General features: G+C 74.7%; 10 protein-coding genes. 2 read left to right on the forward strand and 8 right to left on the reverse strand.

All coding sequences use genetic code 11. From position 1 onward, the window contains the following. Nucleotides 1-117: 117 nt before the first annotated feature. On the forward strand, nucleotides 118-1,686 hold the full coding sequence (locus AC060K_RS00075) for an aminotransferase-like domain-containing protein (protein ID WP_483763406.1): 1,569 nt from the start codon (nucleotides 118-120) through the stop codon (nucleotides 1,684-1,686). Here AC060K_RS00075 and AC060K_RS00080 read toward each other — a convergent pair. Further along, entirely contained in the window at nucleotides 1,643-2,917 is a 1,275-nt protein-coding gene (locus AC060K_RS00080) for an APC family permease (RefSeq protein WP_483763407.1), read from the reverse strand. The genes AC060K_RS00075 and AC060K_RS00080 overlap by 44 nt on opposite strands. Before the next feature lie 71 nt (nucleotides 2,918-2,988). Then, the gene (locus tag AC060K_RS00085; protein WP_483763408.1) at nucleotides 2,989-3,966 is read right to left on the reverse strand and encodes an AraC family transcriptional regulator; all 978 of its coding nucleotides are present in this window, start codon (nucleotides 3,964-3,966) and stop codon (nucleotides 2,989-2,991) included. 80 nt (nucleotides 3,967-4,046) lie between these two features. Between AC060K_RS00085 and AC060K_RS00090 the strand changes: the two genes are divergently transcribed. Next, complete coding sequence (locus AC060K_RS00090; protein WP_483763409.1) at nucleotides 4,047-4,898, forward strand: Rossmann-fold NAD(P)-binding domain-containing protein; 852 nt, start codon at nucleotides 4,047-4,049, stop codon at nucleotides 4,896-4,898. A 62-nt stretch (nucleotides 4,899-4,960) separates the two neighbouring features. On the opposite strand, the gene AC060K_RS00095 is transcribed toward AC060K_RS00090, so the two are convergent. The 6 genes from AC060K_RS00095 to AC060K_RS00120 form a co-directional block, all read right to left on the reverse strand. Then, a complete protein-coding gene (locus tag AC060K_RS00095) occupies nucleotides 4,961-6,682 on the reverse strand; it encodes a potassium channel family protein (protein WP_483763410.1) in 1,722 nt (573 codons plus the stop codon). 37 nt (nucleotides 6,683-6,719) lie between these two features. After that, a complete protein-coding gene (locus AC060K_RS00100; protein ID WP_483763411.1) occupies nucleotides 6,720-8,552 on the reverse strand; it encodes a hypothetical protein in 1,833 nt (610 codons plus the stop codon). A 92-nt stretch (nucleotides 8,553-8,644) separates the two neighbouring features. Continuing rightward, the gene (locus tag AC060K_RS00105) at nucleotides 8,645-9,661 is read right to left on the reverse strand and encodes a LacI family DNA-binding transcriptional regulator (protein WP_483763412.1); all 1,017 of its coding nucleotides are present in this window, start codon (nucleotides 9,659-9,661) and stop codon (nucleotides 8,645-8,647) included. A 203-nt stretch (nucleotides 9,662-9,864) separates the two neighbouring features. Beyond that, nucleotides 9,865-11,223, reverse strand: a complete 1,359-nt coding sequence (locus tag AC060K_RS00110) for a glycoside hydrolase family 16 protein (RefSeq protein WP_483763413.1) — start codon at nucleotides 11,221-11,223, stop codon at nucleotides 9,865-9,867. Nucleotides 11,224-11,343: 120 nt separating this feature from the next. Beyond that, nucleotides 11,344-13,074: an NAD-binding protein gene (locus tag AC060K_RS00115; RefSeq protein ID WP_483763414.1), complete on the reverse strand. Its 1,731-nt coding sequence runs from the start codon at nucleotides 13,072-13,074 to the stop codon at nucleotides 11,344-11,346. Nucleotides 13,075-13,228: 154 nt separating this feature from the next. Further along, nucleotides 13,229-15,280: a 3-hydroxyacyl-CoA dehydrogenase NAD-binding domain-containing protein gene (locus AC060K_RS00120; RefSeq protein WP_483763717.1), complete on the reverse strand. Its 2,052-nt coding sequence runs from the start codon at nucleotides 15,278-15,280 to the stop codon at nucleotides 13,229-13,231. Nucleotides 15,281-15,319 lie beyond the last annotated feature (39 nt).

Below are 15,319 nucleotides of genomic sequence, written 5' to 3' on the forward strand. Positions count from 1 at the left end.
GCGTGATCGGCAGCTCGAGCTGCCGATCACGCACCGAGCTGCCGATCATCTGCGCTGCCCGCCGGGCTACGCTCCGGCACCGTAGCGGTGGCGGCGCCGGCGGGCGATGATCAGCCCGTGGATCTCGTCGTCGACCTCTCGCAGCGCGCCGGCCGCACCGACGCCGTGTACCGGGCGCTGCGCGACGCCCTGGCGCAGGGCCGCGTGACCGCGGGGGAGCGGCTCCCGTCCACGCGCGCGCTCGCCGCCGACCTTCGCGTCTCGCGCGCCACCGTCGCCACGGCCTATGAGCGGCTCGTCGCGGAGGGGTTCCTCGAGTCGAGGGTGGGCGCCGGGACCTTCGCCACCGCGGACGCGCGGGACGCCCCCGGGGCGTGGGACCGGCGCGCGAGCGGGGAACCGGCGCGCCGCGCCGCTCACGCACCCGCCGCCCACGCACCCGCCGCCCGGACCCCTGGCGCGCGGACCCCCGGCGCCCAGTCGCGCCCCGGCCCGTTCCGCCCCGGCGCCGCCCAGTCGCGCCCCGGCCCGCTCCGGTCCGGCGCGCTCCGCCCCCGTCCCGGCTGGCGCTGGACCCCGCACCCCGTGAGCGGCGACGCGCCCGTGCCCGCGCACGACTTCCGCGTGGGCATCCCTGACGCGAGCCTCTTCCCGTTCGACGCCTGGCGCCGCGTGCTCGCGGCCGAGTCGCGCCTGGGCGGCCACGCTCCCGGTGCCTATGCCGGCCCGGCGGGTCTCCCGCGGTTCCGGGAGGCGGTCGCCCGGTACACGGCCCACGCGCGCGGCGTCCGGGCGGGGGCCGACGACGTCGTGGCCACCTCCGGCGCCCAGCAGGCCCTCGACCTCGTGGCCCGGGTGCTCCTCGAGCCGGGCGACGTCGTCGCGGTGGAGGACCCGGGCTACCCCGAGGCCCGGGACCTGTTCGCGCTGCACGGCGCCCGGGTCGTGCCCGTGCCGGTCGACGCGGAAGGGCTGGTGGTGGATGCGATCCCGCCGCAGGCCCGCTTGGTCTACACCACGCCGTCGCACCAGTTCCCGCTCGGGATGCCGCTCTCGCTGGCGCGTCGCCGCGCGCTCCTCGCGCACGCCTCCCGGCACGGTGCCGCGGTGGTCGAGGACGACTACGACAGCGAGTTCCGGCACGGCCGCCGGCCGCTCGAGTCGCTGCACGCGCTGGACCGCGACGGGCGGGTCATCTACGTGGGCACGTTCTCGAAGTCGCTGCTCCCGGGCCTGCGGGTGGGGTATCTCGTCGCGCCGCCGTCGCTGCGCGACGCCCTCCTCGCCGCGAAGCAGCTCACCGACGGCCACGGTGCGGTCCACGTGCAGGCGGCCCTGGCCCGCTTCATCGACGACGGCCTGCTGGCCCGGCACGTGCGCCGGGCCACCGCCCGGTACGCCGAGCGGCACCAGATCCTGCTGGACGCCCTGGCCGGCCTGCCGGTCGAGCCCGTGCCGTCCGCGGCCGGCCTGCACGTCACCGCCTACCTCGCGGCGGACCCGCCCCCCGAGGGCGGCTCGCGGTCGCTGGTGACCCGTGCCCGACGCCGGTCGGTCGCCCTCGAGTCCCTCGGCACCTTCACGGTGGGTCACCACCGCGACGCGGTGGTGCTCGGCATCGGCGCGGCCGGGACGGCGTCGATCAGACCGGGGATCGAGGTGCTGGGACGGCTGCTGGAGGGGTGAAGCGCCGCGACCGCCACGCGGTCCACGCGAGACCGGCCAGCGCGAGCAGGACGGGCCCGAGCATGTGCGCCCCGGTCATGACCAGCAGCGCGACCGAGGCGACGAGCGACACCCCGGCGCACCACCAGGCTGGGCCGCGGCCGGGGAGGAGCCGGAGCGCGGCGGCGGTGCCGATCACGTAGAGCAGGGAGAACGTGCCGGTCGCCATGAGGACCACCGCGTCCGTGGGCTGGCGCAGGAGGGCGAGCGCCGCCGTCGTGCCGAGGGCCAGGGCGATGATGACCGCCAGCGAGCGGCGCGGCACCTGGCCCGCTCCGGAGCCGCGGGCGAGCCAGGACGGCAGGGCGCCGTCGCGGGCGAGCGAGGCGCCCATGCGGCTTCCGCCCGCGAAGTAGACGTTGATGGCGCCCATCGTGAGGAGGACGGCCACCACCGCCGTCACGGGCCGGGCTGCTTCGCCGAAGCCGAGCACGAGGAGGTCCGAGAGCGGCGCCGGCCCGGGCGCGCTGCCGAGCACCGCGACGGTGGCGAACGCGACGCCGAGGTAGAGCACGCCGACGACGGCGACGGCGACCGCGGTGGCCCGGGGGATGTCCCGCGCGGGGTTGCGGTACTCCGCGGACAGCGACCCCATCACCTCCCACCCGGCGAACGCCCAGACGAGCAGCGCGGCGGCCTGCCCGACGGCGCCCCAGCCGTGCGGCGCGAACGGTGCGAGGTGGTCGGGCTGGGCGTGGGGGAGAGCCACCACGACCGCGACGGTGAGTAGCAGCGCGATGGTACCGGCGATGACGAGCTGGGCGGTCCCGGACACGCGCAGGTCGAACCAGCTCATCGTGGCGCACGCGGCGATGATCCCCACGGTGGTGAGGAGCGCCGCCGTCGGGCCGCCGCCGGTGGCGTCCGCGACGTACGCGGCGGCGAACCCCGCTGCCGCGGGCGCCCCGACGGGGATCGTGAAGTAGAACGCCCAGCCCACCATCGTGGACGCGCGCCGGCCGAACGCGAGGCGCGCGTACGTGGCGATGCCGCCGCCGTCGGGGTGGCGGGCGCCGAGCGCCGCGAAGGTGGTCGCGAGCGGGATCGAGAGCGCGACGAGGCTCGCCCAGGCGAGGAGCGAGGCGGGCCCTGCGGCATGCGCGGCGAGGGCGGGGAGCGAGATGACGCCGGTGCCGAGCAGGCCGCCGACGGTGAGGGCCGCGCCCTGGGGCACGGTGATGCCGTTGGTCATGGTGACGACGGTAGGCACCCGGTGGACCGGTGAACGGTCCGATCCGTGACGAGTTGTTCAGGCCATTCCGCTCAGACGGGCATGGGCACGGGCTCGAGAGCCGCCGGGCAGGGCCTGGCCGGCGTCGACCGGTAGGCCGTCGGGCTCACCCCGTACACCCGCTTGAACGCCGTGCTGAAGGTGAACGGGCTCTCGTAGCCCACCGCCCGGGCCACGGCGCCCACGGTGGCGTCGGGGTCGAGCAGCTGGTCGGCGGCGAGCGCCATGCGCCAGCTCGTCAGATAGGTCATGGGCGGCTCGCCGGCCAGCTCGTGGAAGCGTCGGGAGAGCAGCGCGCGGGAGACGCCGACGGACCGTGCGAGCTCGTCGACGGTCCAGGGTCGTGCTGGGTCACCGTGCAGGAGGCGCAGCGCCTGGCCGACTACGGGGTCGGCGTCGGCCCGGAACCACGTGGGCGGCTCGCCGCCGGGCCGGGCGGCCCAGGCGCGGAGCGCGCTGACGAGGAGCAGGTCGAGCAGCCGGTCGAGGACCACCTGCTGGCCGGGGTCGTCGTGCTGGATCTCGGCGGCGAGCAGGGCGACCAAGGGGCTCCGCAGCGTCTCGGCCCGGGCGACGGCCAGACGCGGCAGCGTGCTGAGGAGGCGCCGGCTGACCTCGCTGTCGGTCTGGTAGGTGCCGCAGAGCAGCACCGAGGTGCCGTCGGGGCTGTTCCCCCAGGTGCGGACGCCGAGCGCGCCGGACTCCATGAGGCTCTCGCCCGTCAGGTCCGTGCAGAAGCCGCCGGGCTGGATGAGGACCTGCGGGGCGGTGCCGGGATCGTCCGCGACGACGTACGGGTCGGGTCCGCGGAAGATCCCGACGTCGCCGGGTCCGAGCGCTACCTGCTCGCCGTCGTCGAAGGTCACCCAGCCGGTGCCTCGGACCACGGCGACCACGGTCAGCGGCGCTTCGTCCTGGACGCGCAGGCACCACGGCGGGTCGAGCAGCGAGCGCAGCACGAACGCGCTGCGGGCGCGCGGGCCCTCGAGGAAGGCGGAGACGACGTCCATGCCCCGAGCGTAGACGAATTCACATGGATCTGAGCGTTCGCACTATGGAGCGTCTTGCTTCCGGCTGGCTTGATAGGGGCATGACACCGAACGCACCCATCCTCGTCCTCGGCGGCACCGGCACCACCGGCCGCCGCGTCGCCGACCGCCTCGCCCGTGCGGGCCATGACGTCCGCATCGGCTCCCGCCGGGCCGACCCGGCCTTCGAGTGGGCCGACCCCGGCACCTGGCCCGCCGTCGTGGCAGGAGCCCGCGCCGCCTACCTCGTGTACACGCCCGACCTCGCCTTCCCCGGCGCGCTCGAGACGGTCCGGGCGTTCGCCCAGGTGGCCGTCGACGCCGGCGTCGGGCGCCTCGTCCTGTTGTCCGGACGCGGCGAGCCCGAGGCGCAGCGCGCCGAGGCGGCGGTCGCCGAGGTGGCCGACGCGGCAGGCGCCACCTGGACCGTGGTGCGCTGCGCCTGGTTCGCCCAGAACTTCAGCGAGACCTTCCTCCTCCCGCTGGTGCTCGACGGCGTCCTGGCGCTGCCCGCCGGCGAGGTCGCGGAACCCTTCGTGGACGCCGACGACATCGCGGACGTCGCGGTGGCCGCCCTCACCGAGGACGGGCACGGCGGGCAGGTCTACGAGCTGACCGGGCCGTCGGCCCTGACGTTCCGGGAGGCTGCTGCCGTGCTCGGCGCCGCCATCGGCCGGCCGGTGGAGTACGTGCCGACCTCCGTCGACGAGTTCGTCGCGGGAGCGGTCGCGGCCGGGATGCCCGCGGACGACGCGGAGGGCCTCGCCGGCATCTTCGCGATCACCCTCGACGGCCGGAACGTCGAGCCGCAGGACGGCGTGCGGCGCGCCCTCGGCCGCGGGCCGCGCTCCTTCGACGAGTACGCCGCGCGGGCGGCGGACACCGGGGCCTGGACCGTGGCCGCCCGAGCCTAGACCCGGAGCCGGTCCGCTTCGAGAACGTCCTGAGGTACGGCCTCAGGCAGCCGGACGGCACCTCATGACGTTCTCGGGGCGGACACGCGGCCGACCTCGGCACTCCCCGGGCGCGCCTGCTCCTGGATGCGGCGCAGCCCGTCGGCGGTAGCGACCACGTACACGCGGTCGCCACGCCGGAGGGGCCGCATGCTCTGCCCGGGGTCGATCGTCTTGTCGCCGCCGCCGCCGTCGAGCGCGGCGGTGTGCAGGGCCAGGACCCGCAGCCGGCCGGCCTCGTCGAGGTCGCGGGCGGCGCGCTCGGCGAGCGCGCTGCCCGGCTTGACCTCGATCCCCGCCACGAGCAGGACCCGGTCCCGGTAGGCCACGGTGTCGATGACCTCCTGGCCCATCGTCGCGGCAGCGAACCGCGGCGCCGCCAGGTGGGAGGCGCTGGCGCACGAGAAGTGCGGCACCTTGGCCTCCAGGCGCTCGCGGAGACCTTCGTCGAAGATGCGCAGCACCACCCGGAGGTCGTCGGTCCCGGCGTCGCGCTCGACGGCGTCTGCGGCGAAGCCGATCCCGACGGTCGTCGCCGTGCCGCTCGTCACCACGACGACGGCCCGCGCGCTGCCGGTCTGCGCGGTGCGCAGGGTCGCGGCCTGGCGGGCGTCGCCGATCACCACGGGTACGTGCAGCTCGCGGGCCACGGCGACGCCGCGGGCCTGCTCGTCACGGTCCACCGCCACCACGTCGACGCCCCGGTCCACGAGGGTCTTGACCACGCGGGTCCCGAGGTCACCGAGGCCCACGACGACCACGTGGCCGGACATGGGCTCGATGAGCACCCCGCGGTCGAGCAGGAGGCGGGTACGCACCACGCCGTCGACCAGCGCGGCTGTGACCAGCGGGATCACGCCGACGCTGACGATCGTCAGCACCACCCGGGTGGCGCGCTCGGCCGCGCCGAGGTCCACGTCCGGGTCACCCCCGCCGAGGGCGGTGACCACCGACATGTACAGGGCGGTGGCCAGGTCGTGCGACGTGGTGGCGACGATCGTCGCCGTGGCGACCGCGATGAGGCCCACCACCACGAGGAGCGCGATGCGGAGGTTCCGCCCCGCGACCATCCCGATGGTCCGCAGCGTGGTGCGGGGCGGACGGCGCTTGGTCGCCACGCGCGGCGGGGGCGGCGGGGCCGACGCCAGCACGCGGACCACGTCCTCGTTCTCCTCCGGCCGGCCGGGCGGCAGCGGGCGGACCGGCTCGTCGTCGTGCCCGGCGAACAGGACCTGGAGGACCGGCAGGTCGGTGCCCGGCTCCGCGACCACGAGGTTGCGGTCGGGCACGTGGAGCCGCGTCGGCTCGCCCAGGGCGGCGGCGACGAGCTCCGGCGCCGCGAAGGCCGACGACGACATCGCCTGGCCCCGCTCCACGTGCTGCTCCAGGGAGGCGCCCAGGTCGTCGTCGAAGATCCGGACCACCTGCCGCACCTCGGGCCAGTGCTCGTCGACCAGGAGCGCCGTGTCCACGTTGGCGCCGTCGTCCTGGTCGAGGAGGGCCACCGCCTCGGCCCGCCCGGCGCCCGCCCGCTCGAGCGCCGCGGCGTCGGGCGCCGGGGCGGGGACCAGCTCCACGCCCGGCAGGCCCGCCATGAGGGTGGCGTACCGGCCGGCGACGTCCGGCAGGACGACGGCGACGGTCCCCTCGTACCGCGTGGAGAGCGCGTACGACACGCGGTACGCCAGGGGGTTGTCACCGCAGACGACGAAGTGCCGTCGTCCGGTCGACCGCTCGGTGGGCATGACCGGGAGCGTATCGGCAGGCTCTGACATCAGCGGCTCAGAACCCCGTCTCGACGTACTCGAAGGCGCAGTTCCAGTAGTAGTAGTCAGGGTCGATCTCCGCCTGCGGCGCCTCGCCCTCCTCGGGCTCGTTGAGCGTCCCGTCGTCGCTCTTGAGCGCGAAGTAGTACGTGCCCGCCGGGAGGGAGACCACGGTGCTGGGGTGCCCCGGCGAGTCCTCCGTGCACTCGGGGGTGGCGTCCCGCGACGGGGCGGCCGTGCAGAAGGCGCAGCCCTCCAGGCGGACGGAGCCCGTGTCGGCACCGGTGTAGAGCCACTCGACGGCGCTCGGCCCGTAGTTGTACAGGGTGAGGTCCGTGTGGAGCGTGACCGCGGCGCTCTCGCCCGGGCGCTGGGCGCCGGCCGCGGCGTACACGGTCGCGATGTCCGCCGCGATCATCACCTTCTTCGCGTAGGTGACGCGTGCGTCGGCCGGGTGGTCGGTGACGAGCTCGGCGAGCGTGGCGCTCGCCCCGGCGAAGTCACCGGTGTCGAAGAGGGTCAGGCCGCAGCGGTAGATGCCCTCGGGCACCTGCGCCGCGGCGTCGGCGCCGAGGGCCTTGAGGTCGGGGGTGGTCAGGGCTTCGAACAGGGTGCCCGCGGCGCGGGTCTGGTCGAGCGCGGCGCAGGGGTCGGCCCCGGCGATGCCCGCCAGGATGCCGTCACGCCAGACGGTCACGTCGGCGGGCAGCGCCTTCGCGGGCTCCGTGTCGGCGTGCTGTGTGACGAGCTGGTCCATGACCAGCGCGGCCAGCTCGTACGCGGGCTCCTCGAGCCGGTCCATCGCGCAGCCGTGCAGGCCCGTGGGGACAGCGGCCGCAGCCTGCTCCTGGATCGCCGCCGACTCCGGCGAGCCGAGGTCCGTGGCCTCGAAGTACAGGTTGGCGTCCAGGGCGTCGCACGTGACGCCTCCGGTGGCCCGGGCATAGAGGTCGTCGAGGTGGCCAGGTACGGTCTCGGCCGCCCGGCTGTCCGGGTGGTCGGCGCGGACCTCGACCAGGGTGCGGTAGGCCTCGTCATAGACGTCCTCGGCCTCGAAGAACGGCACGGAGGCCGCACCCTCGACGTCGGCCGCCGCCGACGCGACCACCTCCTCGAGGTGCTGCTCGAACTCCTCCGCCTGCACCAGCGCGTACACGACGGCGCCCACCGGCACCACGGCGAGCAGCGGCCACGCCGCCACCCGCACCGCCCGCTCGGGGAGCGCCAGCGGCGGGAGGCCGCGCCGCTCGCGGCGGCGGGAGAGGAACCACGCGTCGGCCGCGAACCCGGCCAGCAGCAAGCAGAGCACGACGAGCCACGCCGGGCTCGTGCCCTCCCACGTGACGGGCAGCACGATGACCAGGAACACGACCGCGACCACGAGCGCCGCCGCGAGCCGGCCCCAGCTCCGGAGCAGCGCGTAGCCCAGGCCCAGACCGCTCAGGTTGAGCAGGGCGGCGGCGAGCGCCGTGCGGTCCTCCCGCGCCGGGGGCACGGGGAGCAGCTCGGGCTCGGGCAGCGCCGGGACGCTCACCCCGTAGGGGTCCGACGGCGGTGCCGTGGCCGGGCCGGTGCCCGACGGCACGGGGTTCTCGGCCGCGACGGGAGCCGACGGCGCGGCGTTCTCGGCCGCCGACCCGGCGGCCGGCGGCGCGACGGGGGCGGCAGCCGCCGGGGCCGGGGCCGGGGCCGGGGCCGGTGCCGGTGCCGGGTCTGGTGCCACGGCTGGTGCGGGCGGCGTGGGGGTCGCCGTGGCGCCGGAGGGCGGGGCGAAGACCACCGGCTCGACGACCGGGCTGTCGCCGGGCCCGGGGTTCTGGTTGGCCGCGTCGTCGTCGGTGCTGGTCATGCTCGTCCTCCGCTGGGGGTGCCGGGCAGCTCCGGCGTGCGCGTGCCCGGCTTCCGTCACGCCCCAAGGGTCCCAGATGGACGGCTGAAACGTCAGGATGATTCGCGGACGATCAGCTCTGTGGGCAGCACGAGGGCCGGCTCGACCGGCTCCCCGGCCGCGAGCCGCAGCACCTGGCGGGCGAGCTGCCGGCCGATCTCGAGGATCGGCTGGCGCACGGTCGTCAGCGGGGGCTCGGTGTACCGGGCGAGCTCGACGTCGTCGAAGCCGACCACGGCCACGTCGTCGGGCACGCGGCGGCCGGCCTGGCGCAGCGCCCGCAGCGCGCCGTCGGCCATGAGGTCCGAGGCGACGAAGACCGCGTCCAGCTCGGGGTCGTCGTCCAGCAGGCGCGTCATGGCCGCGAGGCCGGACTCGCGCGTGAAGTCGCCGACGGCGACGAGCGACCGGAGGCCGGTGCCCTCCAGGGCCTCCTGGTATCCGGTGAGCCGCTCGATCCCGGCCACCATGTCGGCGGGGCCGGTGATGGTGGCGATGCGCCGCCGGCCGCGGGCGATGAGGTGCTCCACGGCGGCGCGCACCCCGCCGGCGTGGTCCACGTCGATGTACGGCACGGCGGAGCGGCCGAGCGGGCGACCGCTCGCGACGACGGGGATGCCGCTGCGTGCGAGGTCGAGGGGGAGCGGGTCGGCGCCGTGCAGGGAGGCGAGGATGACGCCGTCGACCGTGCGGCCGTGGACGTACCGCATGATCCGGTCGTGGCTCGACGGGGTGGAGGCCAGGAGGAGGACGAGCTGCTTGTCGGCGGCCTCGAGCTCCTCGCCGACGCCGCGCAGCACGCTGGAGAAGAAGGCGTCGTCGGAGAAGACGCGGGTGGCGGGCTCGGGGACCACGAGCGCCACGGAGTCGGTGCGCTGTGTGACGAGGCTGCGGGCGGCCGGGTTGGGTACGTAGCCGAGCTGCTGCACGGCGCGGACCACGACGTCGCGCACCTCGGGGGTGACCGACGGGGAGCCGTTCACCACGCGGGACACCGTCGCGCGCGAGACCCCTGCGAGCCGGGCCACCGTCTCCAGCGTCGGCCGCACACCGGCCTGGAGGTCGCGCATCAGGACTCCGTCGTTCGGGGCGGCGCGGCTGCCGCCGGTTGTGACGCAGCGTAGCGCAGTAGAGCGCTCTCCCTGCGTCGCGGCCCGGGCACCGGGGTAGTGCGCCCGCCCGACGCCGGCCTCGCTGCATCGTTCGCTGTGGGTATGGCTGTGGCGTGTATCCCGGCCGGAATTAACGCCACAGCCATACCCACAGCGTGGGGTCAGCGCGTGAACGTCAGCCAGTTGACGTTGAGGAAGTCGGCCGGCTGGCCGCTCGTGAAGCGCAGGAACACGGTGTGGGTGCCCGTGACCTGCGCCATGTTGGCCGGGACGGTGCGCCAGCTCTGCCAGCCACCGGTGTTCCCGACGGCGAAGCTGCCGACCGGCGGGTTGTTGACGTTGTCGAGCCGCACCTCGACGAGCCCGCTCACCCCGGTGGGTGCGCCGGACGCGACCCGGGCGGCGAAGCCCGTGGCCGGCGTCGTCCCGAAGTTCACCCCGTCGAACCGCACCCAGTCCCCGTTGGCGATCCAGCCGATGTTCTGGCCGCCACCCGCGTCGGTGGTGGTCTCGGTGGCCACGCCGGACTGCGCGTTGTAGGACTCGGCCTGGATGGTCGAGTAGGCGTCCCGGCTGCCGGTCGGCGGCGGGGAGGTCGGCGGAGGCGTCGTCGTCCCGCCGCCCCGCTGCCAGACGGCGACGTAGTCGACGAGCATCGGCACGCCCGAGACGGTCTGGGCCGTCGGGCTGCCCGGCCAGCCGCCGCCGATCGCCACGTTCAGGATGATGAAGTAGCCGTGGTTGGTGGCGTTGTTCCAGGTGGTCGCGTCGACCTGGTCCTGCCGCACCGTGTGGAACAGGGTGCCGTCGAGATAGAAGCGCATCTGGTTCGGCGTGACGCTGCGGTCCCACTCCATGCGGTACGTGCGGAACCCGGTCTGGCAGCCGTTGCACGCGGTGGATCCGCCGATCCCGGTGGTCTCGTTGCACGGACCGCCCGGGCTGGTGCCGCAGTGCAGGGTGGACCACACCTGCGCGGCGCCGTTCACGTTCTCCATGATGTCGATCTCGCCGACGCCCGGCCAGTTCCAGTAGTTGCCCCGGAACGGTGCGCCGAGCATCCAGAACGCGGGCCAGTAGCCCTGGGCGGCGGCGCCCGTGACGTTCGGCATCTGCAGGCGGGACTCCACGCGCAGGACGCCGCCCGCGGGCGGCTGGAAGTCGGTGCGCTGGGTCTCGATGCGGCCGGACGTCCAGTTGCCGGCCGCGTCGCGGATCGGCTTGATGGCGAGGTTGCCGGCGCCGTCCTGGTACACGTTCTGCGTGCTGTTGGTGTGGTAGGCGATCTCGCCGGTGCCCCAGTTGGCGGCGCCGCCGGGGTACGAGTGGCCGATGTCGTAGATCCAGTTCGCCGTGTTCACCCCGGTGCCTGCCGCGCCGTTGAAGTCGTCGCTCCAGACGTGGGTCCAGCCCGACGGCGGGGGTGGGACGGCCGCCTGCGTGGTGACGGCGGCGAGGGGGACGGTGGCGGCGGCGAGCGCGCCGACCACAGCCGCGAGGGTCCTGAGTCGCTTTCTCATCTGGTTCTCACTTCCAGTGGGGGAGCTGCGTCGTTGCAAAGCGTGAGAACGCTCTCAGGCACAGTTATAGCGTCGCCGCTCCGCTGGGTCAACGGCAGGCAAAGTAGTTGCTGAGAGCGATTACAGGCGCAGGGTCGGCGGAGCCGTCAGCTCCTGGAGCCGCTCCAGGCCCTGGCGGGTGCTCACCACCACCAGGCGGTCGCCGGCGGCCATCTCATGATCGTCGCCGGCCGGGAGCAGCGGCGCGTCGAGGTCCTGCTCGCCGAGCGGCTGAGGCCGGCGGCGCAGTCCCAGCACGCGGACGTAGCGGAGCTGGTGGAGGGCGCCGAGCGGCTGCCCCACCGCCTCCGAGCCCGCGCGTACGGGCAGCTCGGCGACGAGGAGCACCCGGTCGCCGTAGTGGACGGCGTCGATCACCCACGGCCCGAGCATCGCCGCTGCGAACGCCGGCGCCGCGTGGAACGTGGCGCTCCGTGACCGCGACGCGGGGATGAACTGCTCCATCCGGCGCGCGAAGTCGTCCTCGAACAGGCGCATCACCACGCGACCGCGAAAGTTGCCGGGCTCTTCCACGGGGTCGGGCAGCAGCTGGCGGGCGCTGGCGGCGGAGGCGATGTTGACGAGGTCGTCGCCCGTGAGGGCCAGCACCGCCCGCGCATGGCTGACGCGGGCCTGGTCCAGCGTGGTGAGGCGGCGCCCGTCGCCGATCACCACGGGCACGTGCAGGTCACGCGCGGTGCCGACCCCACGGGCGTCGCGGGCGTGGTCGACCGCTACCACCTCGATCCCGCGGTCGTGCAGCTCGCGGAGGACCCGGGTGCCGAGCTCGCCCAGGCCGACCACCACGACGTGGTCCGTGACGGGCAGGACCGGGCCGCCCACGGCGGTCTCGAGGCGGGCACGCACGATCGAGTCGACGACGCCGGCGGTGACGGCCGGGATGACCGCGACGCTGACGAGCGTGAGGGCCACCTGCATCGCTCGTACCGTCAGGTCCGTCCTGTCCATGTCCGCATCGGTCCCGCCGAGCGCGAGGAGCACCGCCTGGTACAGGGAGCCGGCCCAGCCGGTGCCGTCCACGACGGGGATCAGCAGCGCCCCGGCGACGACCATCACGACGAGGACCGCGAGCGAGATCAGGAGGCTCGGGCCGATGCCGCGCAGCACCACACCGACCAGGCGCCGCACGCGGTGGTCCGAGGTGGGCGGGTCGGGGTCGCGCGTCGCGAGGACGAGGGTGGGCTTGGCGGTGCGGCCGGCTCCCGGCGGGTAGTCGGGCAGGGCGCGGACCGAGGTGTGGCCGTCCACCTCGCGCACGCCGAACAGAGGGAAGAGCTCCCTGCCCTGGACCGCGAGCGGGTGGCCCGCGACGAGGTCGAGGCCGCGGAGGTTCAGGCGGGACGGTTCGCCGAGGGCCGTCGCGACCAGGGCGGGGGCGGCCAGCTTGGCGTCCGACAGCACCTCGCAGTTGTCGAGGTGCGGCGCGATGCCGCGGCGCAGCCAGTTGTCGAACACCCGGATCACCAGGCGGATGCCGGGCGTCACCTCGCGGGCGACGAGGGCGGCCTCGAGGTTGCCCGCGTCGTCGTCGGACACCAGGGCCAGGGCGTCGGCCTGGTCCAGGCGGACCTTCTCGCGAAACGTGCGCTCGCCGGGGCGCTCGGCGTGGATCACGTCGACCACGTGCGGCAGCCGGGCCATCTTGCGGCTGTACTTCGCGTCCGGGTCCGGGGTGATGACGACGACGTCGCCCTCGTACCGCGTGGTCAGGGCCAGCACGAGGCGGTAGGGGAGCGGCCCGTCGCCGAGCACGACGAACCGCCGGCGAGACGGCTCCGTGGCGGGCGACATACCCGACACAGTACCTATACCGGCCAGGTCATGGCCCGAGGCTGGCGTGCTGGGTCCCGTCGCCCCCCACGTGATCGGCAGTTCGGTGCGTGATCGGCAGCTCGAACTGCCGATCACGCACCGAACTGCCGATCACGCGGGTGTCACGCAGGCATCAGCTGCGCGCGCTTGCCGGGACGTTCGCCACGCCGTCGGGCAGGAAGCGGCGGCCGAGGACGCGCTCGGAGTAGCCCGTGCGGTCCAGGTACGGCGTGATGCCGCCCGTGTGGAAGCCCCAGCCCGCGCCGAGGATCATGCACAGGTCGATCTGCTCCGGACCGGCGACCACACCCTCGTCGAGCATGAGCCCGATCTCGGTGGTGAGGGCGGTGAGGACCGAGTCCAGCACGCCCGCGGCGTCCAGCACGCCGGGTTCGCCCGGACGGGCGGGGCCGAACGCGTCCTGCACGGCGGGGTTGACCGGCTTGGGCAGGCCCTTGGGTCCGTCGAGGACCACCTTGGTGCCCTCCGCCACGATCTTCTCCAGGCCCTTCGAGACCGGGATGCGGTCGCCCAGGTCCTCGCGCAGCGACGTGAGGACGTGCAGGCCCACGGCCGGACCCACGAGGTCGAAGAGCTCGAACGTGGGCATCGGGAAGCCGAGCGGCGCGAGCGCGGTGTCGGCGACCTCGGCCGGCGTGCCGTTCTCGATGGACTCGACCACCTTGCCCATCACGAGGATGAGCAGCCGGTTCACCACGAAGCCCGGGCGGTCGGCGGCCAGCACAGCCGTCTTGCGGAGCTTCTTCGTCACGGCGAAGGCCGTGGCGAGGGCCTCCGGCGAGGTCTTCTCCGCGTGGATGACCTCGACCAGCGGCATCTGGGCCACCGGGTTGAAGAAGTGGATGCCGACGACCCGCTCGGGGTGCTGCAGGTCGCGCGCCATCTCGGTGATCGACAGGGCGGACGTGTTGGTCGCGAGGATCGTCTCCGGGGAGATGATGCCCTCGAGCTCCGCGAACACCTTCTTCTTCAGGCCCATGACCTCGGTGACGGCCTCGATCACGAAGTCGCAGGACGCGAAGTCCTGGATGTCGGTCGTGCCGTGCACCGAGGCCACGATGCGGGCCGCGACGTCCTGCGACATGCGGCCGCGGGACACCAGCCTGGTCACCGTGTCCCGGACGAAGCCGAGACCCTTGTCCACGCGCTCCTGGTCGAGGTCACGCATGACGACGGGGACCTGCAGGCGCTGGGCGAAGAGCAGCGCGATCTGCGCCGCCATGAGCCCGGCGCCCACGATGCCGACCCGGGTCACGGGCCGGGCGATCTTGGGGTCCGGCGCGCCGGCCGGCTTCTTGCCGCCCGAGACCAGGCCGAACGCGTACACGCTCGCGCGCATCTCGTCGGACATGATCAGGTCGGCGAGCGCCACGTCCTCGGCCTCGAAGCCCTCCTCGCGCGTGGCGTTGCGCGCCGCGGCGAGGAGGTCGAGGGCGCGGTACGGCGCCGGGCGCGAGCCGTGGATCGTGGCGTCGAGACGCTCACGCGTCGCGGCCACCACCGCGTCCCACACCGGCTGCGGGTCGAGCTCGCGGCGCGGCACCTCGACCTGGCCGGCGACGACCCGCGCGGCCCAGGCGATGGATTGCTCCAGGAAGTCGGCGGCCTCGAACAGCGCGTCGACGAGGCCGAGCTCCAGCGCCTCGGCCGGCTTGTACGGCTTCTGCGCGGCCGGGCGGGCGAGGAGCACCTCGACGGCCTTCTCGATGCCGACCAGGCGGGGCACCAGGTAGGCGCCGCCCCAGCCCGGGACCAGGCCGAGGCCGGTCTCGGGGAGGCCGAGCGCCGCGGCGTCGGACGCCACCGTGCGGTAGTCGCAGTTCAGCGCGATCTCCAGGCCGCCGCCCAGGGCGAGGCCGTTGACGAACGCGAACGTGGGGACGCCGGTCTGCTCGCGCAGGCTGCCCAGGATCGAGTACGCGCGGTGGCCCATGCGGCCGAGCTCGAGCGCCTCGTCGTGGGAGGTGACCTGGGCGACGCCGAGGAGGTCCGCGCCCGCGGCGAGGAAGTACGGCTTGCCGGTCACGGCCACCGCGGCCAGCTCGCCGGCGGCGGCCCGCTCGCGGACGCCCTCGAGGGCGGCGAGCAGCTCGGCCATGCCCTGCGGGCCCAGCGTGTTCGGCTTGGTGTGGTCGAGCCCGTTGTCCAGGGTGATCAGGGCCATCGTGCCGCCGCCCGGGAGGACGACGTCGCGGACGAGGGC

It is taken from the genome of Antribacter sp. NEAU-D49, assembly GCF_057158775.1.

What these genes read in the sequence shown, in the direction of transcription:
- AC060K_RS00095 (WP_483763410.1), bottom strand. Translation starts at nt 6,682, where the DNA reads ATGCCCACCGAGCGGTCGACCGGACGACGGCACTTCGTCGTCTGCGGT.
- AC060K_RS00085 (WP_483763408.1), bottom strand. Translation starts at nt 3,966, where the DNA reads ATGGACGTCGTCTCCGCCTTCCTCGAGGGCCCGCGCGCCCGCAGCGCG.
- AC060K_RS00100 (WP_483763411.1), bottom strand. Translation starts at nt 8,552, where the DNA reads ATGACCAGCACCGACGACGACGCGGCCAACCAGAACCCCGGGCCCGGC.
- AC060K_RS00080 (WP_483763407.1), bottom strand. Translation starts at nt 2,917, where the DNA reads ATGACCAACGGCATCACCGTGCCCCAGGGCGCGGCCCTCACCGTCGGC.
- AC060K_RS00115 (WP_483763414.1), bottom strand. Translation starts at nt 13,074, where the DNA reads ATGTCGCCCGCCACGGAGCCGTCTCGCCGGCGGTTCGTCGTGCTCGGC.
- AC060K_RS00120 (WP_483763717.1), bottom strand. Translation starts at nt 15,280, where the DNA reads ATGGCCCTGATCACCCTGGACAACGGGCTCGACCACACCAAGCCGAAC.
- AC060K_RS00110 (WP_483763413.1), bottom strand. Translation starts at nt 11,223, where the DNA reads ATGAGAAAGCGACTCAGGACCCTCGCGGCTGTGGTCGGCGCGCTCGCC.
- AC060K_RS00090 (WP_483763409.1), top strand. Translation starts at nt 4,047, where the DNA reads ATGACACCGAACGCACCCATCCTCGTCCTCGGCGGCACCGGCACCACC.
- AC060K_RS00105 (WP_483763412.1), bottom strand. Translation starts at nt 9,661, where the DNA reads ATGCGCGACCTCCAGGCCGGTGTGCGGCCGACGCTGGAGACGGTGGCC.